The 21,293-nt window shown below is 66.9% G+C and carries 15 protein-coding genes and 1 pseudogene; 5 read left to right on the plus strand and 11 right to left on the minus strand.

Translation table 11 applies throughout. The features are described 5' to 3' along the window. A pseudogene (locus IRZ12_RS03030) lies at positions 1–245 on the plus strand (hydroxyquinol 1,2-dioxygenase); the annotation flags it as partial. Positions 246–284: 39 nt separating this feature from the next. Further along, complete coding sequence (locus IRZ12_RS03035; RefSeq protein WP_363322224.1) at positions 285–881, plus strand: nuclear transport factor 2 family protein; 597 nt, start codon at positions 285–287, stop codon at positions 879–881. Positions 882–908: 27 nt separating this feature from the next. On the opposite strand, the gene IRZ12_RS03040 is transcribed toward IRZ12_RS03035, so the two are convergent. Continuing rightward, positions 909–1,496, minus strand: a complete 588-nt coding sequence (locus IRZ12_RS03040) for a malonic semialdehyde reductase (protein ID WP_296463971.1) — start codon at positions 1,494–1,496, stop codon at positions 909–911. 236 nt (positions 1,497–1,732) lie between these two features. Here IRZ12_RS03040 and IRZ12_RS03045 point away from each other — a divergent pair, with 236 nt between their 5' ends. After that, the gene (locus tag IRZ12_RS03045; protein WP_296463973.1) at positions 1,733–2,164 is read left to right on the plus strand and encodes a CopD family protein; all 432 of its coding nucleotides are present in this window, start codon (positions 1,733–1,735) and stop codon (positions 2,162–2,164) included. A gap of 1 nt (position 2,165) precedes the next feature. On the opposite strand, the gene IRZ12_RS03050 is transcribed toward IRZ12_RS03045, so the two are convergent. Next, on the minus strand, positions 2,166–2,645 hold the full coding sequence (locus IRZ12_RS03050; protein WP_296463975.1) for a DUF2231 domain-containing protein: 480 nt from the start codon (positions 2,643–2,645) through the stop codon (positions 2,166–2,168). Between the two features lie 447 nt (positions 2,646–3,092). Between IRZ12_RS03050 and IRZ12_RS03055 the strand changes: the two genes are divergently transcribed. Together IRZ12_RS03055 and ctaD are read left to right on the plus strand one after the other, a co-directional pair. After that, a complete protein-coding gene (locus tag IRZ12_RS03055) occupies positions 3,093–3,452 on the plus strand; it encodes a hypothetical protein (protein WP_296463976.1) in 360 nt (119 codons plus the stop codon). Beyond that, positions 3,449–5,971 (plus strand): cytochrome c oxidase subunit I, encoded by a 2,523-nt coding sequence (ctaD, locus tag IRZ12_RS03060; RefSeq protein ID WP_296463978.1) that lies wholly within the window; start codon positions 3,449–3,451, stop codon positions 5,969–5,971. Before IRZ12_RS03055 ends, ctaD begins: the two co-directional genes overlap by 4 nt. Positions 5,972–5,998: 27 nt before the next feature. Here ctaD and pcaF read toward each other — a convergent pair whose 3' ends face one another. The 9 genes from pcaF to xseA all read right to left on the minus strand — a co-directional run bounded on the left by pcaF (position 5,999) and on the right by xseA (position 21,140). Next, a complete protein-coding gene (pcaF, locus tag IRZ12_RS03065; protein WP_296463979.1) occupies positions 5,999–7,204 on the minus strand; it encodes a 3-oxoadipyl-CoA thiolase in 1,206 nt (401 codons plus the stop codon). Positions 7,205–7,252: 48 nt separating this feature from the next. Next, entirely contained in the window at positions 7,253–8,377 is a 1,125-nt protein-coding gene (locus IRZ12_RS03070; RefSeq protein WP_296463980.1) for a maleylacetate reductase, read from the minus strand. Positions 8,378–8,381: 4 nt separating this feature from the next. Continuing rightward, on the minus strand, positions 8,382–9,020 hold the full coding sequence (locus IRZ12_RS03075; RefSeq protein ID WP_296463982.1) for a 3-oxoacid CoA-transferase subunit B: 639 nt from the start codon (positions 9,018–9,020) through the stop codon (positions 8,382–8,384). 22 nt (positions 9,021–9,042) lie between these two features. Continuing rightward, positions 9,043–9,735: a 3-oxoacid CoA-transferase subunit A gene (locus IRZ12_RS03080; RefSeq protein WP_296463984.1), complete on the minus strand. Its 693-nt coding sequence runs from the start codon at positions 9,733–9,735 to the stop codon at positions 9,043–9,045. 177 nt (positions 9,736–9,912) lie between these two features. Next, entirely contained in the window at positions 9,913–12,270 is a 2,358-nt protein-coding gene (pbpC, locus tag IRZ12_RS03085) for a penicillin-binding protein 1C (RefSeq protein ID WP_296463986.1), read from the minus strand. A gap of 61 nt (positions 12,271–12,331) precedes the next feature. Next, on the minus strand, positions 12,332–17,479 hold the full coding sequence (locus IRZ12_RS03090) for an alpha-2-macroglobulin (RefSeq protein ID WP_296463989.1): 5,148 nt from the start codon (positions 17,477–17,479) through the stop codon (positions 12,332–12,334). An 84-nt stretch (positions 17,480–17,563) separates the two neighbouring features. Further along, positions 17,564–18,952: a chloride channel protein gene (locus IRZ12_RS03095; protein WP_296463991.1), complete on the minus strand. Its 1,389-nt coding sequence runs from the start codon at positions 18,950–18,952 to the stop codon at positions 17,564–17,566. Positions 18,953–19,073: 121 nt separating this feature from the next. Then, positions 19,074–19,649, minus strand: a complete 576-nt coding sequence (gene sodB, locus IRZ12_RS03100) for a superoxide dismutase [Fe] (RefSeq protein WP_296463993.1) — start codon at positions 19,647–19,649, stop codon at positions 19,074–19,076. A gap of 123 nt (positions 19,650–19,772) precedes the next feature. Then, positions 19,773–21,140: an exodeoxyribonuclease VII large subunit gene (gene xseA, locus IRZ12_RS03105; protein WP_296463995.1), complete on the minus strand. Its 1,368-nt coding sequence runs from the start codon at positions 21,138–21,140 to the stop codon at positions 19,773–19,775. Positions 21,141–21,293 lie beyond the last annotated feature (153 nt).

A 21,293-nucleotide genomic window follows, 5' to 3' on the forward strand; every position in this document is an offset into this window, starting at 1 on the left:
GCCGCCACCCCTGGCGCCCCGCCCACCTGCATTTCATGATCCGCGCCGAAGGCTACGAAACGCTCGTGACCCACGTATTCCGGGACGGCGACCAATATCTCGATTCGGATGCCGTTTTCGGCGTGCGCTCGTCCCTGGTCGCGCAATGGATCCGCCATGACCCCGGCCCCACGCCCGATGGCGGGAAAAGCGAGCGCCCCTTCTACACCCTGGATTTCGATTTCGTACTGAACCCTGCCCCTTGATCGGTTCCGTACGCTGCCCCAATGTCAGGAGAAACCCCTGTGTACGATCAAGAAAAGCTAGCCATCCGCGAATTATTGGAAAACTGGGTGCTCTGGCGCGACGCCGGCGACTGGGAGCGCTTTGCGACCGTCTGGCACGACGACGGCCGCATGAACGCCACGTGGTGCCAAGCACCTGCCGCCGAATTCATCCGACAAAGCCGGGAGGGCATGGAGCGGGGGGTCAACATCCTCCATTTCCTGGGCGGCATGACCATCGACCGCGAGGGCGACCGGGCGATCGCCCAGACCAAGATGACCATTTCCCAGCGCGCGACCGTGGACGGCGTGCTGTGCGATGTGGTCTGCACCGGCCGCTTCTACGATTTCCTGGAGAAGCGCGCCGGGCGCTGGGGCATCGTCGAACGCCAGCCCATTTATGAAAAAGATCGCCTCGACCCGGTGGATCCGTCGGCCCGGCTTGAACTGGACCGGACCATTCTGGACCGTTTCCCGGAAGGCTACCGGCACCTGGCCTATCTGCAGGTCAAGATAGGCATGAACGTCAAGACCGACATGCCGGGGCTGCGCGGCGCAGGGGTCCAGGCGCTTTATGCGCGCGGCAAGGCCTGGCTGGCAGGGTCGGAACGCCCCTGACGCCGCCGGGCCTGACAGCAGGCGCGCTTACAGCAGCGTTGCCGCTTGTTCGAACGTCAGCCGGGGCTGGCGATCGAACAGCTTGGCCGGATCGCCGTAACCGAGCGAACAGATGAAGTTGGCGGTCAGCCGGCCGTCGGGGAAGAACTCGGCATTGACCTTGGCGGCGTCAAAGCCGCTCATGGGCCCGCAATCCAGGCCGAGCGCGCGCGCGGCGATGATGAAATACGCCCCCTGCAGCGTCCCGTTGCGGGTGGCGGTGGCCGAGGCCAGGGCCGGGTTGCCCTCGAACATTTCCTTGGCGCCTTCGCGGTGCCAGACCTGCGGCATGTATTCGTAGAAGCGCGTGTCGGTCGCGATGATGGCCGTCACGGGCGCAGCCTTGACCTTGTCCACGTTGCCCGGGCTCAAGGCCGGGATCAGTCGCGCCTTCGCTTCGGGCGTGCGCAGGAACACAACCCGCATGGGCTGGCAGTTCATGGACGTGGGGCCCATCTTCGCAATCTCGTAGATTTGCCTGAGCAGATCATCCGACACAGGTTTGTCCAGCCAACCGTTCTGGGTACGGGCGGTCAAGAAGATTTGGTCGAGCGCTTCCTGCGAAATAGCGGGCATAAGGACTCCAGCGAAGGGAGGGTTTAAGAGGCTCGCAATTATAAGATGAGGCGTCGCCAGCAGGCGCACACGTGCGTGGCCGGGACGAACGCCCGCACCGGGGGCCGCCCCAAGCGCCGTTTGCGCCCGCCAGGGCGAACGCCCCGCCCGCACCGCTTGCGGGCTGGGCATATTCCTTGCTGGACCGTGGCGATGTCCAGGACTGGGCAGCACCTGCGCCGCCCCGGGGAGTCCGCATGCTATGGCTCAAGGCTCTGCACTATGTTTCCTTGCTCGTCTGGTGCGCCGCGCTGCTCTACCTGCCCGGCCTGTTCATCATGCACGCCCAGGCCGATACCAGGAGCCGCTATCACCGCGTGCGCATCATGACCCGTTTCACTTTCGCCGTCGTCGCCTCGCCAGCGGCGATCCTGGCCGTCGTTTCGGGCACCGGGCTCGCATACCTGCGCATGGTGCGGGACGAATGGCTGGTAGCCAAGCTCCTCGCCGTCACGCTGATGGTGTTTTTTCACCTGTATTGCGGCAGCCGGGTGGCCGGACTGGGAAATCGCGTCGCGGGACTCTCCCGTGTCCGCCTGGCGTTGCAGATCGCTATCCCCGCATGCCTGATGACGATGGTGTTCTGGCTGGCGCTCGCGAAGCCGGCATGGGGGCTGTTGGGAGGCTGAGTCAGTCCTTCCCGTGGCCGCCGACACCCACCTGATGTTCGAACACCAGTTTTCCGCCCAACCACCCCGCAACCGCCACCAATGAGGCGCCCAGTACAGAGAGGAACATGCCGAAAGGAATCACCGCTTCCTCCACGCCCTGTAGCCGGTGCAGCCAATTGATCGCCTGCACGGCGAGCAGCAGCACGGCCACCACGAAGTGGTTCCAGCTCGCCGCGCGCCTGCGTATGCCTTCCACGGCCAGGAGCTCCACCGTGCCGGCGAGCCCGGCGAGCGTCCCCATCACCAGGCCGGCGCCCACCAGCCAAAGCGCGCACCGGGCCCAAAACCCGTCGGCGGTCCAGAGAAATGCCCCATCGCAAGCGAGCGCCCCCAGGAAAAAGGCGATAGGAAAAGTCACCAGCATGGGGTGGACGGGGTGGCGAGCGACGGAGACGCGCGTAGGCGTATCCAAAGGCAGGGGCAGTCCGAATTTTTCCATGGCGGTTGGCCTCGATGCGACATGGGCGACGGGCGCGGATGCGGGTAGGCGCATCCCACGGGCCCGCCGCGCCGGACCGCCACAACGGCAAGTTTCATGCCTCCTCGCGGTGCTGGCGTGCCTCGCAACGGCCGCGGCGAGTGCCGCCACGCCTTTCTCCACCTTGGATCCGGCCGGGCCCTCCGCGCGCGCCATTGCCTGGCTGTGGTGGATCATGGCCGGGACCAGCATCGCGATCACACTGGGCATGATTGCGCTCGCCTGCCACGGCACGCTCCGCAAGTCCCGCTCTGCCGGGCCGAGTGAGCGGACCTGGCTGTTGGGCGGGGGGATCCTGTTTCCTTCCTTGGTGCTCTCGGGTTTCCTGGGCATGGGGGCGTACGCCGGCTGGAGCATGGCCGATCGATTGGCCGCCCCGCCGTTCACGGTGCAGATCCGGGCGCGCCAGTGGCACTGGGAAGCCCGCTATCCGGAGACGGAGCTGCCGCTGGTGCGGTCGGTCAATGTGGTCCATATACACCTGCGGGCGTTCCGGTCAAGTTTCGCGTTTCGTCGCCGGACGTCATTCACAGCTTCTGGGTCCCGCGCTTGGGCGGCAAAGTCGATGCCGTCCCGGGACGCATCAACGAGGTCCGCCTGCAAGCAGACCGCCCGGGCATATACCGCGGGCTGTGCGCGGAATTCTGCGGTGCCGGTCACGCCCAGATGATGCTCGAGGTCCACGCTCACGAAGCTTCCGAGCTTGCGCGCGTGCTGGCCACGTTGCCGCAAGTCGGCACGCCGATAGACGGCGGAGACCCGCAATGACCGGGGCGCCCTCGGCCCTTGCGCGCCACCGGGCATTCGAGCGCATCTGGCGCAACCCGCGGGGCTGGCGAAGCCTCGCGGCCGTCAACCACACGACCGTCGGGCTGCGATTCATCCTGACCGCGCTCGTTTTCTTCCTGGTCGGCGGCGTGCTCGCCATGATGATGCGCGCCCAACTTGCGACGGCCCAGTCCGGCTTCCTCGGCGCCGAAGCCTACAGCCAGATCTTCACCATGCACGGCACGGTGATGATGTTCCTCTTTGCCATCCCCATGCTCGAGGGATGCGCCATCTACCTCCTGCCCAAAATGTTGGGGACGCGGGACCTCGCCTATCCGCGGCTCGGCGCTTTCGCATACTGGTGCTATCTGTTCGGCGGCCTCATCTTGCTCGGCGGCCTGGCCGCAGGACTCGCGCCCCGCAGCGGGTGGTTCATGTACACGCCGCTTTCCAGCAGCACTTACAGCCCCGGCGTCAATGCCGATGTCTGGCTAATTGGCGTCACCTTCTCGGAAATCTCCGCCTTGTGCGGCGGCGTGGAACTGGCGGCATCCATATTGCGCTTGCGGGCTGCCGGCATGCCCCTGTCCCGCATGCCGCTATTTGCCTGGTACATGCTGGTGACCTCGGCCATGATCCTGGTCGGCTTTCCCCCACTGATCCTCGGCAGCATCTTGCTGGAGGCAGAGCGGGCCTTCGATTGGCCTTTCTTTGACGTGGCGCGGGGGGGAGACCCACTGTTGTGGCAACACCTTTTCTGGATGTTCGGCCACCCGGAGGTCTACATCATTTTCCTGCCGGCTGCCGGGCTGGTCTCGACCATGCTCCCCGCTTTCGCGCGGCGTCCGCTGGCGGGCTACCGGTGGATCGTGGCCAGTATCGCAGCCATGGGCATCATCAGCTTCGCCCTGTGGGGCCATCACATGACCACCGCGGGGATTGCGGACCATTCGGCCCTCGTTTTCTCCGTGGCCAGCATGCTGGTTGCCTTGCCTACCGCGGTCCAGTTCTTCTGCTGGTTGGCCACGCTTTACACGGGCCGCCCTGTGTTTCGGCTGCCGATGTTGTACTTGGCGGGCTTCCTGGCCATTTTCGTCTTGGGAGGGATGACCGGGGTGATGCTGGCGCTGCTGCCGTTCAACTGGCAGGCACACGATACGCACTTCGTCGTGGCCCACCTGCACTACGTACTCATCGGCGGCATGATCTTCCCGCTCCTTGCGGCGGCGTATTACTGGATGCCGCACGTCAGCGGGCGCATGCCCTCGCCTGTGCTCGGACGCTGGGCGTTCTGGCTCATCTTCGGCGGCTTCAACCTCACCTTCCTGCCCATGCACCTGACGGGCATGCTGGGCATGCCGCGACGCATGCATGCCTATCCCGCAGACAGCGGCTGGGAAAGCCTGAACGTCACCTCCTCCATCGGTGGATTCCTCCAGGCAGCGGGGTTCGCGCTATTCCTGCTCGACCTGTTTCTTCACGTACGCGTTGGCCGGCGTGCAGGCCGCAACCCCTGGGGATCGGGTAGCCTGGAATGGGCCATGGCACTGCCCGCGCCGAGCTACAACTTCGGCGCCATTCCCGATCTCACCGCGCAGCCGGAAGCGCACGGCGGGCACCCGCTCTGGCATCGGCCAGGACTGGGTGCCGACCTGGCGAGCGGCAAAGGTTATCTCGCCGATCCCGGCCGAAATCAACGCGAAACCCTGGCGGTGGAAGTACGCACAGGACGTCCCGCGTACCTGCTCGTGCTGCCCGGCTCGAGCTGGCTCCCCCTCGCGTCAGCCGGGGCGCTCATGGTGTTTTTCCTGGCGCTGCTCTTCAAGGCATACATCGTGGTTCCTGCTGCGGCAACACTGGCGGCAGGGCTGTTGGCATGCTGGGGATGGCGCACCGGACTGCGGACGGACCCATCTGCCGTGGACGTCGGCAACGGACTCCGCTTGCTGCCGCACACGGTGGCGCGCCACCCGCCGGGATGGACTGGCGTCCAGCTGATGTTGGTTGCCGACGCCGCAATATTCGCGTCCTTGTCGTTCGGCTATGCGTACTTGTGGGTGGTCTCCCCGCTTTGGCCGCCCCCGGCCTGCGTGGCCGCGGACGCCCCCGCCCCGCTGTCGGCGGCGGGAGCGCTCATTGCCGCCACGGCCGCTGCATGGATGGCCCGGCGACGCAGGAGCTTACGTGCCCGCAAAGCGTGTGTGGCTTGGCAAACCGGCGCCGCGATCGGGGGCGCGGCGGCCGTGTGGGCGCTGGGCCGAATCGTGCTGGACGCCGTTCCCGACCCCGCCGGCCATGCCTATGCCGCGGTCACGGCCGCGATGCTTTGCTACGTCGCCATCCATGCGGCCGCGGGGACAGTGCTTTCGGGCTACGGCGCCCTGCGCACCTGGGCAGGTTATGTCTCGCCCGTACGCTGCCTGGACGTGCGCATTCCCCTGCTGTGGTGGCTCTATTCGATGGCGACCGGCCTTGCCGTCCTCGCGCTGCTTTACGGGACGGCGCATGCGTTGCGCTGACGGCGCCCGCGCCGCCAGCGCCCTGCGTCACACGCGTTCGAGGATGACCGCGATGCCCTGCCCCACGCCGATGCACATCGTGCACAGGGCATAACGGCCGCCGATGCGGTGCAGTTGGTTGACCGCCGTCGTGGCCAGGCGGGCGCCGCTGGCGCCCAGGGGGTGGCCCAACGCGATCGCGCCGCCATTGGGGTTCACGCGGGGATCGTCGTCGGCCAGGCCCAAATCGCGCAGCACGGCCAGGCCCTGGGCCGCGAAGGCTTCATTGAGCTCGATCACGTCCATCTGGTCCAGCGTGAGCCCGGTCTGGGCCAGCACCTTGCGCGTCGCCGGCGCGGGGCCCATCCCCATGATGCGCGGCGGCACGCCGGCGGTCGCCATGCCGACCACGCGCGCACGGGGCGTCAGGCCGTGCCGGGCGGCTTCGGCTTCGCTCGCCAGCAACAGCGCGCACGCGCCGTCGTTCACGCCGGACGCATTGCCGGCCGTGACCGTACCGTCAGGACGCACCACGCCCTTCAGGCGCGCCAGCGCCTCCATGCTGGTCTCGCGAGGATGCTCGTCCTTGGCGACCACGATGGGATCGCCCTTTTTCTGCGGAATGGTCACCGGCGTGATCTCCGCGTCGAAGAACCCGGATTTCTGCGCAGCGGCCGCCTTGGCCTGGCTGGCCAAGGCCATGCGGTCTTGCGACTCGCGGTCGATGTTGAATTCGGTTGCCACGTTTTCCGCGGTTTCGGGCATCGAGTCGACGCCGTATTGCTCCTTCATCAGCTTGTTGACGAAACGCCAGCCGATGGTGGTGTCGTAGATCTGGGCGTTGCGGGAGAAAGCCGTTTCCGCCTTGCCCATCACGAAGGGCGCGCGGCTCATGCTCTCGACGCCGCCGGCGATCATGAGTCCGGCCTCGCCGGACTTGATCGCCCGCGCCGCCGTGCCCACGGCATCCAGGCCGGAGCCGCACAGGCGGTTGATGGTCGCACCGGGCACTTCCAGCGGCAGGCCCGCCAGCAACAGCGCCATGCGGGCCACGTTGCGGTTGTCTTCGCCGGCCTGGTTGGCACACCCGAAAATGACGTCGGTGACCGCTCCCCAGTCGAGGTTGCGATTGCGCTCCACGAGGGCCTTGAGCGGGATAGCGGCGAGATCGTCGGCGCGCACCGAGGCCAAGGCGCCGCCGTAGCGGCCGAAGGGGGTACGGATCGCGTCGCAGATGAAGGCATGTGTAGTCATGGTCTGTCTCGAATGGGGAAAAACTGTTCTAGGGGTTTGCGACTGACATCAATAATCTCCCGGGCGCACGCCCGCCCAGGCATTCTGAAGCAAGGCACGGATGGCCGTGCGCTCGATGGGCCGCGGATTCCAATAGGGATTGGATGCCGCGAGGTCGGCGGCGCGATCGAGATCGGCCTCCGCCATGCCCAGATCCCGCAGCGCGACGGGAGCCCCGTGGTCGCGCGCAAGATCATATAAGCCGCCGGCCGCATCTCTCGCGCCGATGGCGCGCGCGATGCGGGCCATGGCGTCCGGTGCTGCGACGGCGTTGTAAGCCATGGCATGCGGCAGCACGATGGTGTGGCATTCCGCATGCGGCAGGTTGAAACTTCCACCCAGCGTGTGGCAGAGCTTGTGGTGCAACGCCATGCCGACGTTGCCGAGCACCGTCCCGCACAGCCAGGCGCCGTACAGCGCCCGTGAGCGGGCGGCGACGTCCCGCGGCGAGCGGACGATCTCAGGTATCGCGCGCGCAAAGGCGGCAAGCCCTTCTTCGGCCACCAGCGACATGACCGGGTTGCGGTCCTGTGCGTACAAGCCCTCGGCTGCGTGCGCCATCGCGTTCATCGCGCTGGTGACCGAAAAACAGACGGGCAGGCCGCAGGACAACTCCGGATCGTAGATGACGGTGCGCGGCAACACCTTCGCATCCTTGCCGGTTTTCTTGACGCCGTTTTCCGTGATGCCGTAGATGGGCGTCATTTCCGAACCGGCATACGTGGTCGGAATCGCCACGATCGGCAAGCCCGATTCAAGCGCGATGGCCTTGCCCAAGCCCACCGTGGAGCCGCCGCCTAGGGCCACGGCGCAATCGGCGCCTCGCCTGCGCGCCTCATCGCGGGCCCGGCGCGCGGCCTCCGCGGGCACGTGCATCACCGCGCCGTCGAACACGCCGGCGGCTTTTGCCGCGAGGCGCACGGCGAGGTCTTCCGCATGCCTGCGCTGGCCCGGCGTGCACAAAATCAGCGCCCGGCGACAGCCCAGCAAATCGACCTCCCGCTCCAAATCCCGCAAGCTGCCTGCGCCGAACACCACCCGGGCGGCATGGGCGGTATAGACAAACGCGTCCGGGGCTTGGAGCTCGCCCAAGCCTTGGGAACGCGACTGCCCTGCCAGGCCGGGGGCCGTCATGGCATCAGCCCCGGCGCAGGGAAACGCCGCACAGGCGCTGCAACTCGTCGAAAGAGAGGCCGTCGACCAGGTCGGTCACGTAGACACCGTCCTTCTTGATGTCGAACACCGCCATATCGGTATAGACGCGGCTCACGCAGCCCACGCCGGTCAGCGGATACGTGCAGGTTTCCACCAGTTTGCTGGAACCGGTCTTGGTGAGCAGCTCCATCATGACGAACACCTGCTTGGCGCCGATGGCGAGGTCCATCGCTCCCCCGACCGCGGGGATGGCATCGGGCGCGCCGGTGTGCCAGTTCGCGAGATCGCCCTTGACCGACACCTGGAACGCGCCGAGCACGCAGATATCCAAATGGCCGCCGCGCATCATCGCGAACGAGTCGGCATGGTGGAAAAACGATGCGCCCGGCAGCGTCGTGACGGGCTGCTTGCCGGCGTTGATCAAGTCCCAGTCCTCCTCGCCCTTGGCGGGAGCCGGGCCCATGCCCAGCAGGCCGTTCTCGGTATGGAGCACGACCTCGCGGTCGGCCGGCAAGTGGTTGGCGACCAGGGTAGGCAGCCCGATCCCCAGGTTCACATAGGCGCCCTCGGGAATGTCGCGCGCCACGCGCTGGGCCATTTGGTCTCGATTCATCTTGTTCATTGCGGATTCCTCAAGCTGCGGGTCAGGCGGCGTTGGCAGGCGCGCTGCCCTGGGGACCGACGGCCACGACGCGCTTGACGAAAATGCCGGGGGTGACGACGGCTTCGGGATCGAGCTCCCCCAGCTCCACGGTTTCATGCACCTGGGCGATGGTCATCTTGGCGGCGGTCGCCATGATGGGGCCGAAATTGCGCGCGGTCTTGCGATAGACCAAATTGCCCCAGCGGTCTCCCTTATAAGCGGAGATCAGCGCCACGTCGCCGTAAATCGGATACTCGAGCACGTAATCGCGGCCATTGATGTTGCGGGTTTCCTTGCCTTCGGCCAACTGCGTGCCAAAGCCGGTGGGGGTGAAGAACGCGCCCACGCCGGCGCCCGCGGCACGGATGCGCTCGGCCAGGTTGCCCTGCGGCACGAGCTCGAGCTCGATCTTCTTGGCGCGGTAGAGCTCGTCGAACACATAGGAGTCGGTTTGGCGCGGGAAAGAGCAGATGATCTTGCGCACCCGCCCGGTCTGCAGCAGCGCTGCCAGCCCCGTATAACCATTGCCCGCGTTGTTGTTGACCACGACGAGGTCTTTCGCGCCTTGCTCGATCAGACCGTCGATGAGCGCGTTGGGCAGCCCGGCCGTGCCGAAACCGCCAATCAATATGGTCGAGCCGTCTTTGACGTCGGCCAGCGCTTCGGCAACCGAAGCCACGATTTTGTTGATCATGTATGTCTCCGCGCGATGCCTGCTTCTGTTGGAAAGAGAGCAGGTGGCGTACCTGTTGCGAAATCAAAAAGTTCTAACTGCGAACTATTGTTCGAATATTAAACATCCAATCCACAGCCGGAGCAAGTCCGGGTCCATCATAAGTCCGGAACAGTGCGCTGGGCCCCAAAGCCTCTGTCAGTGGTGTGCCGCCTGGGAAAGGCCCCGCACAGAAAAATGCACGCTGTCGTAGCGACCGGCTTCGTCCATCACCGTCACGGTATGGTGGCCATCCTCGGTGAAGCCCAGGGATAACGGACGCCCGCCATCGGTCCGGAGTGCCGGGCGGCCATCCACCATCCACCATAATGCTCCCTCAGCGCCCAACGCGCGCACTGCAACGTCGATGCGTTCGCGGCCCGGCACCGGCCTGAGCGTCGCGCCCGACTCCAAGCCCTCGAGCTTGATGCCAGCCCTGGCCTCGCCCCCCCTCTCCTTGCACGCGGGATGCCAACGCGGGCGCGCCCCGCGGGGCAGCCGGCCGGCCTCGACCCAAGGCTGCAAGGCGAGCGGCCAACGCGCCGCTAGCACAGGCTCGCCGGGGACGCTGCAGCCCGGCGCGGTGCGCAGTCCCGAACGCGGATCGATCCAGATCGTCTCAAGGCTGCCGCCCTGCGCCAGCCGGTCGGGCGGCGTAGGCGGAGCCGTATCGTCGAGCACCCAGGCCTCGCGCCGTTGCAGGCATAGTCCGTCGGGCGTGCGATCCGCGCGCATGCCCAAGGGCCAGCAGATCGCCGCTGCGCCCACGGACGGCGGCGGTACGCGGGGGCCCGGAGGGGAGCCGGGCAACGCCGCAACGAGGTCGTGCAGCAAGGGTGCCGCGACGTTGGCGCCGAAAAAGCCAGGATTGGGCGTACCGTCGGGGCGGCCGACCCAGACGCCCAATGTCCACGCATCGGTCACTCCCACCGCCCACGCATCGCGGAAGCCGAAGCTGGTGCCCGTCTTCCAGGCCAGGCCCCGGCCCCCGTCGTGGAATGGCCTGCCGGGCCGGCCGCCAGCCTCGAGGATATCGCGCACGATGAAGGCGGCGCCTTCGCTCATGATGCGGGATTCGATCCGCGGTTCGTCCGGTGACAGCCTCACGCGGCCGGCCACCCCACCCCGCGCCAGGGCCCGGTACGCACCCACCAACTCCTCGAGCGTGGTGCCCGCACCGCCGAGGATCAGGCTCAGGTTAGGGTCGGCGCCCGCGGGGATCCTCAGGCGCAGGCCTCCCGCGCGCAAGGTCGAGGCGAACCGCGCCGGGCCGATGCGATCCAACAGGTCGACGGCGGGAACATTGAGCGAGCGCTGCAAGGCCTCCGATGCGCTCACGGCGCCCGAGAACGCCGCCTGGAAATTCCCGGGACGATAGCCGGCGAACGTCTGCGGCGCATCCACGAGCAAACTTTCGGAATGAATCAACCCCTCGTCCAGCGCCATCGCGTAGAGAAATGGCTTGAGCGTAGACCCGGGCGACCGCACGCCCCGCACCATGTCCACGTGCGCAGCGCGCCGCGGGTCGGAAAAATCCGCGGAGCCCGCATACACCCGGGCCTCCAACGTATCGTTGTCCATCAACAAGACGGCCATCGATACGCGCGGCGGCAACGTATGCACGCGATCGAGCAGCATGTTTTCGACGATGCTCTGCCACTCGGCATTCAGCGTGGAGCGCACCGCGCGCTCCGGCGCACCGGCAGACGCGCGCAACCAGCGCTGCCGCAGCCGCTCCGCCGCCAGCGGCGCCAACCACTGGCCCCGCGGCGCTTGTACGATCACCCGTTCCATGCGTGCATCCGCGACCGCCTCTGCGGTCCATTTCCCGCGCGCGGCCACCCGGGCAAGCACTTTGTCGCGCGCGGCTTGGGCGGCCTGCGGCGAACGATCCGGCCGCAGGCGGGAGGGTGCCTGGGGCAAGGCAGTCAAGAGCGCGGCTTCGGCGTGGCTGAGCGCCTTGGCGGGCTTGCCCAGGTAGGCACGGCTGGCCATCTCCACGCCTTCCACGATGCCGCCCATGGGCGCGCGGTTCAGGTACAGCGCGAGAATCTCCCGCTTGGAGAGGTGCCACTCCAATTGCAGCGCCCGGGCCATTTGGCGCAGCTTGGTCCCGATGCTGCGCGGCGCGGAATGCAACGCGGGATCCACCATGCGCGCGACCTGCATGGTCAGCGTGGAGCCTCCGGAGACGATGCGCCCCGAAGTCGCCCATTGCCATGCCGCACGCAGCATGGCATAGGGGTTGACGCCCGGATGCCAGGCGAACCAGCGATCCTCGTAGGTCAGCAGGGCCTCGATGTACAGCGGCGAAACGTCTTCTGGCGAAACCGGGTAGCGCCACACCCCGTCCCGGCTCGGATAGGCACGCAGCGGGCTGCCGTCGGCCGCCGTCACCACGGTCGCGCCATCCGCGGCCCGGAAGGCCTGCTCCGGCAGCGGATATAGGCAGTCGGCCAGCCACAGCGCCCCGAGCGCCGCCGCCAGGACGACCGCCGTCTTACCCAGCCGATTCATCGCGAGCCCATCTCAGCTGCGGACGCACATCCATCGGCACCAACACCGGCAGGCGCCACGCCTAGCGCGCTCCCGCGCGCAGGTCGTGGATCACCAAGGGCCCGGAGGACGCGCCAACCGCGCGTATCTGCGGCCGATACATATCTTCGACCACGGGCGCCGGCACGACGAAGCGGCCAGGCGTCACGACGCGCGCGCGATAGAACACCGTCACGGGGCCCCGCACGCTCACCGCGGCCACGTAACGGTCGTCGCGGTATTCGCGATGCTTGATGCGTGAGTCGCGAAGCGCCTCCGCGACCTTCGCCCCGCCGATCGTCCAATCCTCGAAATCAGCCCCCTGGCCGAGGTTCAGGTTTTCCACCTCCAGCCCGGCAGGCACACGGTCCACGATGAGCGCATCTTCGATCCGGTGATCAGAAGTGACGTCCAGCTTGACGATCAACACCTCGCCGGTGCGCAGCGGCCGGCCGTTCCAGGGACTGCCGTCCGCCTCGAACCACGAACGCTCGATGGTGAGGCCTGCCGCTTGCGGCGCCTCGCGCCCACGCGGGTAGCCTTGCACGTCGATTTCCAGGAACAGCGGTTCGGTCCGGCTGTTCGCGACCTCGACGCCGGCCACGACCTGGGCCGCCGTAAAGCTTCGCATCTCGGTATCGCGCCCCTCCAGCCGTTGACTGCCGTCCGCCGTGCGCAGGCTAGCCGCCCACGGCTCCCCGCTGCCTCCGCCGGCCGCGCGCGCGGCGAGGAACAGTGCCAGCTGCTCCTGGGTGGACAGATAGGCGCGCGAGCCCAGCCTTCCCGCTACGTCATTCAACAAGGCTTCGCGCCGGGGATGCGCAATGCCATGCCGCATCATGAGCGCATAAGACAACGCGTAATCGCGCACCGCCGAGCCATAGTCTCCCAGCCACTCGCCGTAGCCGCCGTGGCGAGTGGCATCAATGCCGTAGCCCCGCAGCATCGCCTCGTCGAACGCGACCTGCGCGCGCGACTCGTCGCCCATCAGCTTGAGCGCAATGCCCAGGTGGACGAGCGGCAGCGGAGAGTGCGCCCGGTCGCGGTAATTGTCGTGCAGCACGCGCAGCGTCGAGAGCGGCGCCCGCTGTTCGCGCGCGAGCACGTACGCGGCGTGGGCCAGCTCCGCGAATCGGCGATGGCTATCCCGCAGCAGGTTGTAGTCCCCATCCCGCAGCCGCTTGCCTTCGCCCGTTTCCTGTTGCGTGCGCAGGCTTTGCGGCAGCGCCGGGAAGTTGGCGGGCCCCTGCTGCACCTGCCCGAGCAGCCAGTCCATGGCGCGGCGGGCCAGGACATCGGGCACATTGAAGCCGGCCGATCGCGCGTCCTGTAGAAACCCGGCCGCATAAGCGGAAATCCAGATTTCCGGCGCGCCGTCTCCCCACAGCGCGAAGCCGCCCGCGGCCCGCTGCATGCCTGCCATGCGGCTGACGGCCTGCTCGATCGCGCGCTCGCGTTCGGCGCGCGATAGCGGCGTCAGGCCGAGGGCCCGGGCCTGCGCCTCATCGATGAACACGTGGGGATAGGCCGCGCTTGCCGTCTGCTCGAGGCAACCGTAGGGATAGTCGAGCAGGTCCTGCACGACGCGCTTGAGGTTGAACGGCGGCTGGTTGGATATCGCGACCCCCACGGAGACCGAGTCCGGATAAAGGCCGGCGATCCAGGCCGGGTCCAGCGCGATGCTCTCGCCTTGCCCCAGCCGGATGCGCCGCACGTCCCGGCGAGCCGCCGCCGGCGGCTGGACCTGCAGCAACGATTCGCGCACGATGCGCAAAGGGGTCGAGCCGCCTTCCCCAGTCACGGTCAGCCGCAACCGGCCCAGGCCATGTGCGCCGGTCGCCTCGGCACTGAAACGCAAGGTCGTCCGCTGCTGGTTCTCGAGCCGTACCTGGTGCGCGCCGCCGCGTATCCGGACCGAGTCCTCCCCCTCCAGGTCCACGGTCAGCGTTTGCGGCGCGCCGCTTAGATTCGTGATGTCGAGCGCGATGGCGGCATCGTCGCCGGGACTGATGAAGCGGGGCGTGGATAATTCGGCGACGACCGGCGCCGCGACCACCATATCGACCTGGGCGCTGCCGAACCGGTCCGCGGTAAAAGCCGTTGCCATTAGCTTCAGCGTGCCGTTGAAATCCGGCACGTCGAGCGGCACTTCCGCCTCGCCCCGCTCGTCGAGCCGCACCGGCCCGCTGAACAAATCCACCAGCCTGACTTTGGCCGGCATGCTGCGGCTATCGCGCATCGCCGCATCGCCGCCCCACTTCAGCCTGCCTGGCGTGCCGTCCATCTTCTCGATCAGCTTGCCGTAGATGTCCAGCAACTCCGGCGCATAGCGATGCTTGCCGAAGAAAAAATCAAAGGGGTCAGGCGCGGCATAGCGCGTAATGTTGAGAATGCCGACGTCGACGGCCGATAGCGTCACATAGGCCTGCCGCCCCGGTTCGCCGTTGTCGACCTTGATTTTCACCGTGCTCCGTTTTTCGGGCAGCACTTTGGGTGGCGCAGTGAGCGTGACGCCCAGCTTGCGATCGTCCCGGGCCAACGGCAGATAGATCAGCCCCAGGGCGCGTGCTGGCGTAACCCGGTCTCCCTGGCTGCCCGGCCGAAACACGGTCACCGAGACGTATAAATCGTGCCGGCTCCAATCCTTGCCCACCGGGATCTCCACGATGGAACCCGAGGCCTTGACGCCGGTGCGCCGGCTCCAGAGCAGCCGGCTGCCTTCCACGGTGACCAGCGCCTCCCCATCGTGCGGGGGCGTGATCGACAGCCGGACGGTCTCCCCTTCCCGCACGGGCGCGTGCTCAAGCTTGAGCTGCACCCTGTCGGGCCGGTTGCCGATCTCCTCTACGTCCTGCGCGCCCCATCCCGCGTAAAAGCGATAACGCAAGGTTTGCCCGGACTCCGGATCCCGCAGTTCGAGGCGATAGCGTCCCCACTTGACGGGCAAGCCAAACCGCGCGCGGTCGACCAGGGGCAGCAGCCGCGATTCGACCAGTTCGTCCGTTTCCGTGAATCCGCTGTTCCAACCTCGCTGGTCATCGTAGCGCCAGTAATAGACGCGCTCTTCGCGATAAAGCCGCAGCTGCGCCGCTTGCAGGGGTACCACCTTGCCACTTGGATCGACGCGGACCGCCTCGAATTCGGCCAGCGCACCCTCGCGCGCCACGTCGCGATCGAACAGCGGGCGCACCGCGATCAGCCCCGGCGCCGGCCACACCGTGCGCTCGATCGACCGCACGACGGGACGGCCGCCTGACTCCAGCAGGCTAAAGCTCGCCTTGACCTTCATCGGCGAAGCCGTGCCGGTCACGTCGACCGGCACGGCAACGGCGGCATCGCCTTGGTCGTCGAGTTCGGACGCGTCGAGATCGCGTCGCTGCCTGCGATCGTCGTCGGCGAAATCGCCGAACAGGAAGCCCGGCCACTGCGCGGGCAGCGCGTAGCGCTCCCGGGTAATGGACACCACGCCGAGCAGGCGGTTGCCCGCGGCCGGGGCCCCGTAGAGATAATCGCCGTGAATCCGCACGTTCAGCGGACGGCCGGGTGCGAGCACGCCTTCGTCCGCATTCAGGTCCAGCTTCATGCGTTCCGGCAGGAACTCTTCTACCTGGAACTTCCAAGATGCATCCGCGAGGCGCGCAGCCGGATCAAGCCGGGCCTCGAGCAGCCACGTGCCGGTTTGAGCGTCGGCCGGCAACTCGATGTGGTACTGGAAGTAGCCAGGCGCCGAACCGTCCGGCTGCGCCGTGGCGGTGCGCACCGTGCGGCCGTCCGGGCGCTTGAGCACCATCGACACCGGCGCGGGCGGCACGGCATGTCCGTCTGCGTCGCGTACCAGCAGGGACACGTCGAAGCGCTCGCCCGGGCGGTATAAGTCTCGTCCCGCATACGCCAGGATCTTGTTGTCTCGCGACGGGTAACCGCCCACGTCGAATTCGGACAAATCCAGCGCCGGCTCGCCCAGCGCGAGCATGGACACTTCAGCGCCGCGCCGCGCGACCAGCACGCGGGCCGCATCGATGTTGCCCACGAATGACGCCCGGCCCTGGCCGTCCGCCTTGGCCCGGCCCAACGACTTGGCGTTTCCGTCCAGCAATTCGAACTCGACGTCCTCAATAGCCTTGCCGCTCTTGAGCGAGGTGGCGAAGGCTTCGATTTGCTTCGCGTACACCCGGGCGTGCAAGCCGATGTCGCTGACGTAGAAATACGTGACCTGGTATTCGTCGCGGAACCGTCCGGGCTGGCTCATGACCGCGACGTAAATGCCGGGATCCTTGAGCTCCTTGATGTCCTCCACCGGCAGGAAGGTGACGTGGCGTCGATCGGGCTTGTCATCCGTCAGGAACCGCCCCGCATAGACGCTCCGCGTCAGGTCCTTCAGCCTGTCCAGGTCCCAGCTTCCGACGGTGCCCTTCAAGCTGCGGTTACTGCTGTAGCGCCAGTCGTCATCGTCATCCCGGTCGCCATCCTCTTCGGCGCGCACGGCCGCGGCTCTGCGCAAGCCCAGCACCTGCTCGAAGAAACGCGGGAAATGCGCCGGATCGATGCGCAGGAACTGCACGTCCACTTCCGGCACGTTGACCGTCACCACCGGCAGCCCGCCGTTCTGGCCGGCTGGCAGCACGACGCCCCGGCTCGCGAAATAGAACGAAGGCGGCATGGCATCGCTCGCGACCTCGCAGCGATACCCCTCGGGCAGCGTCTTGCCACCGGCGTCTTTCACCTCGGCCGAAACGCCGACCGTGTACCGGCGATTGGGTCGGATGTATGGAAAGTATGCGACCCGGGGATTGTCCCCTATCGTCCAATCGCCCTTTACCACCGCGCCTTCGGGCATCGCGCCCGCAGGCTGCGGCTGGCGTGCCGTGCGGCCGCGCACCGCATCGCTACCCTCGCCCTCATCCGCGGAAGGCGCCGGGCCGGAATCCACCACGCGCAGCAGCCTGCCCAAAGACTGCCGCCTGTCGAGCGGCTGTGAAAAAGTCACGGCCAGCGCCAACGACTCATCGAACACCCGCGTCGTGCAAGACAGCAATGCAAAGGGATCGGCAGCCCCCGCCGGCTCGACGGCGGGGGGCACATCATCTTGCCTGCCCGCCTGCTTGCCCGCCCACCATGCACCCATGCCTACGGCGGCCAGCACCATGGCGCCCACGACCGACCAAGCGGCCACTCTTTTCTTGTCCAACATCGGTTCCCCCGTACGGCACGCGTGCGCCGCAGGCGCTATTAAAGGGGCAGACGACCGACGTTGTGAAGCACAAGCGTCGAAAAATTACATTTGCGAGCCGCGCCGGCTTCCAGCCGATGGCGTGGCATCTTGATAGAAACGCAATGCCATCGCGTGATAGAACGGCCGCGGACAGAATTGCCGCGACACCCACGACGCCACCAACGTGGCCATCAACAAGTGGAAGGTCAGGTCCTGGCTGCGTGTCATTTCCATGACGACGACGCTGGCCGTGATGGGTGCCTGCGTGGCCGCAGCGAGGAAAGCGGCCATCGAGACCAGCGCCAGGGTGCGGCCATCCGCGTTCGGTCCGGCCAATTGCACGATGTGGTCGCCTATGCCGGCGCCAATGGCCAGCGACGGCGTGAATATGCCGCCCGGAATGCCGCATACGTACGACACGACGCTGGCCAGCCACTTGGCGATGCCGAACCAGGCACTCTCGATGGGCTGGCCGTTCAGCAAGGCGGCGGTCTGCGCATAGCCCGTTCCGTACGTGGCGCCGCCCGTCAGCAAGCCCAAGACCGCCACGACCACACCGGCGATGGCCGCCACGCGTATCGGGTGGCCGTCGATCCAGTCGCGCCAGCGCGCCGGGGCCAAGCCGCGCGCCCCGCGCAACAGCATGGTGGCGAACAAACCGCCCAGCGCGCCGTTCAGTATGCCGCTGGCAAGCGTCCACCCCCAGCTCCCTTGCGCAAAGCCCGCCTTGGCTGCGACGTGGAAGTACGGATTGTCGCCCGCGATGGCCAAGGCGATGAAACCGGAAGCGAGGACGCCCGAGAGCGCCAGGCGGTTCCACCTCACCTCGGCGCTCCGGCCCAGCTCCTCGATGGCGAATACCACGCCTGCAAGCGGCGTATTGAACGCAGCCGCCAACCCGCCGGCGGCGCCAGCGGCGATCAGCTCGCTCGTGCGAAAGCGAAGCCGGACCCCGAAACGCTCCTGCCACCAGCGTCCCCAGCCCAGCATGGCCGCCGCCCCAACCTGCACCGACGGACCTTCGCGGCCCACCGACGCGCCCGCCAGCAGTGCGAGGGCCGTGAGCGGGATTTTCCATAGCGCCTGCATCAGCGAGACGAGACCGCTCGCCGCGAGCGGCGCCGGCAACGAAGTCGCGGCAATGACCTGGGGGATGCCGCTACCGCGCGCGAGCGGGGCCACCTTCATGGTCAGCCAGCGCAGCCCCGCCATGGCAGCGGGAATGACGAACAGCGCCGCCCATGGAGCGGCCTGCGTCCATCGTGCATTCCACTCGAGCGCCATCTCGGCCAGCCGGGCGAACGCTAGCGACAGCAGGGCCACGCCCGCCGCGCCGCACAACACGAGCGCGTAGCGGAACGTCTTGCGCGACACGCGCAGGACCTGGCGGCCTTTGCGCCGGACGGTAATGGAAGCCTGGTCTCGCCAGGTGACGGGGCGTCGGTTCTTCAAGGATGCCGGGACAATAAAAAAGCGCGCCATTCGTCAAGGCCTGCCTTGCGAAAAGCGCGCATGATGCGGCCGCTAGGGCCTAGGGGCCGCATGCTGGCGCCGCAATGCGGCGCATCGGAAATCAGCCGAAGTTCTTGGCTACGAATTCCCAGTTGACGATGCCCCAGAAGTTTTCGAGGTACTTCACGCGGGCGTTGCGGTAGTCGATGTAGTAGGCGTGTTCCCACACGTCACAGGTCAACAGGGGCGTGTCGCCGGTGGTCAGCGGGTTGCCGGCGGCGCCGGTGTTGACGATGTCGAGCGAGCCGTCGGCCTTCTTGACCAGCCAGGTCCAGCCCGAACCGAAGTTGGCCGCGGCGAGCTTGTTGAAGGCGTCCTTAAAGGCGTCAAAGCTGCCCCACTTGGCATTGATGGCGTCGGCCAGCTTGCCCGAGGGAGGCGTGCTCTTGGGCGTCAGGCAGTTCCAGTAGAAGGAGTGGTTCCAGTGCTGGGCCGCGTTGTTGTAGATGCCGCCAGAGGATTTCTTGACGATGTCCTCGAGCGAGGCATTCTCGAACTCGGTGCCCTTGATGAGGTTGTTCAGGTTGGTGACGTAGGTCTGGTGATGCTTGCCGTGGTGGTATTCCAGGGTTTCCTTGGAAATGGTCGGGGCCAAGGCATCCAGGGCATACGGCAATTGCGGAAGGGTGTGTTCCATCTGAGCTCCTGATTCTGGTTGGGAGGGTTGCGTATGCATTTTATCGACAAGAATACACGTTGGTAGGGAAGCCCCCGCGTGACGAAAGGTTAACCCGCCCCGCCGACGGTCCGTCGCGCCGGCTCACAAAGTGCCGCGGTCCGGTTCCACGGCCGTCACCGACGCCTCTGCGGCCCCTTCGGCAAAACTCAGCGCGAGCGGCTCGCCGACTTCCAGCGTATGGGCCTGCCGGACGATGTGGCCGCGGGCATCGCGCACGATGGCATAGCCTCGCGCCAGGGTCTGCTCCGGCCCGAGCGCCCGCAGATGCGCCGCATGCGAAGCCAGGCGCTGCTGCAGGCTGGCCAACTGATAAGCCTGGCGTTGGCGCAGGCGGCGGGCGATATCGTCCACGCGCGATGCCATGCGCGCGGGGTCGGGAAGCTGCGCGATCAGGCGCTGCCGCAGAAGCCCCACCTCCGAAGCGCGGTCGCGCTGGGCCGCGGACCAGGCCGCGCTCAAGCCGCGGGCGAGGCTGGCGAGGCGATCTCGCTGGCGCGCCAGCCGCTCGCGCGGAGGAATGAGCTGCGCGGCCGCGCGATCCAATCGCTGCTCCAGCTGCTCCATGCGCCTGCGTTGCGCCCGCCGCAGGCCCTGGGCAGCCTGTTCGACCCGGGTCAACCATTGTGCGCGCGGCAGGCTCGCCAGCTCGGCCGCCGCCGTCGGTGTCGGCGCCCGCACGTCCGCCGCGAAATCCGCAATGGTGAAATCCGTCTCGTGGCCTACCCCGCTGATGACGGGAATCCGGCTGGCGGCCACGGCCCGGGCCAAGCCTTCGTGATTAAACGCCCAGAGATCCTCGATGCTGCCGCCCCCCCGCACCAGCAACAAGGTATCGACCTCGGCCCGGCGGTTCGCCAGTTCGACGGCCTGGGCGAGCCGCTCGCCGGCATCCTCCCCTTGCACCGGAGCCGGATATACCACCACCCCGACGTGGGGCGCGCGGCGCGCGAGCGCGGTCAGAACATCGCGCAACGCCGCGGCTTGCAACGAAGTAACGATGCCCACGGTACGCGGGATGGGCGAGGGCGCGCGCTTGCGCCCCGGATCGAACAGCCCTTCTGCGGCCAGCTTTTCCTTGAGCCGCAGGAACGCCTCGAACAGGTCGCCCTGGCCCGCGCGGCGCATGGACTCGACTTGCAGCTGGTAGTCGCCGCGCGGCTCATACAGCGACACGCGCGCCCGGACTTCGATGCGGTCGCCTTCCCGTGGCGTGAAGCCGACGAGCATGGCCCGCCCGCGAAACATGACGCCCCGCGCCGCCGCGCTCCCGTCCTTGAGGGTGAAGTACCAGTGGCCCGAGGCAGCGGCCGTGAAATTGGACACCTCCCCGCGGACCCACACCAACGGGATGTTGCGCTCCAACAAAGTGGCTACGGCGCGGTTCAACTGGGAGATTGTCAGTATCCCCCGCGAAAAATCGTCATGTGCAGATGCAAATCCACTATTCATCAGGCTTTCCGAGCAAGAACCTTTCCACAGCCTCGTAAACTGTACATGTCAAGTATTTTTTTCGTCACGACACTCGAAAGCAATTCGTAAGAGATTGATTTCATTGAATTTTTGACTATTTCGCGGGCTGAACAAAAACCGGGCATCCTACCG

It is taken from the genome of Pigmentiphaga sp. (assembly GCF_019689535.1).
Classification (GTDB): Bacteria; Pseudomonadota; Gammaproteobacteria; order Burkholderiales; family Burkholderiaceae_B; genus Pigmentiphaga.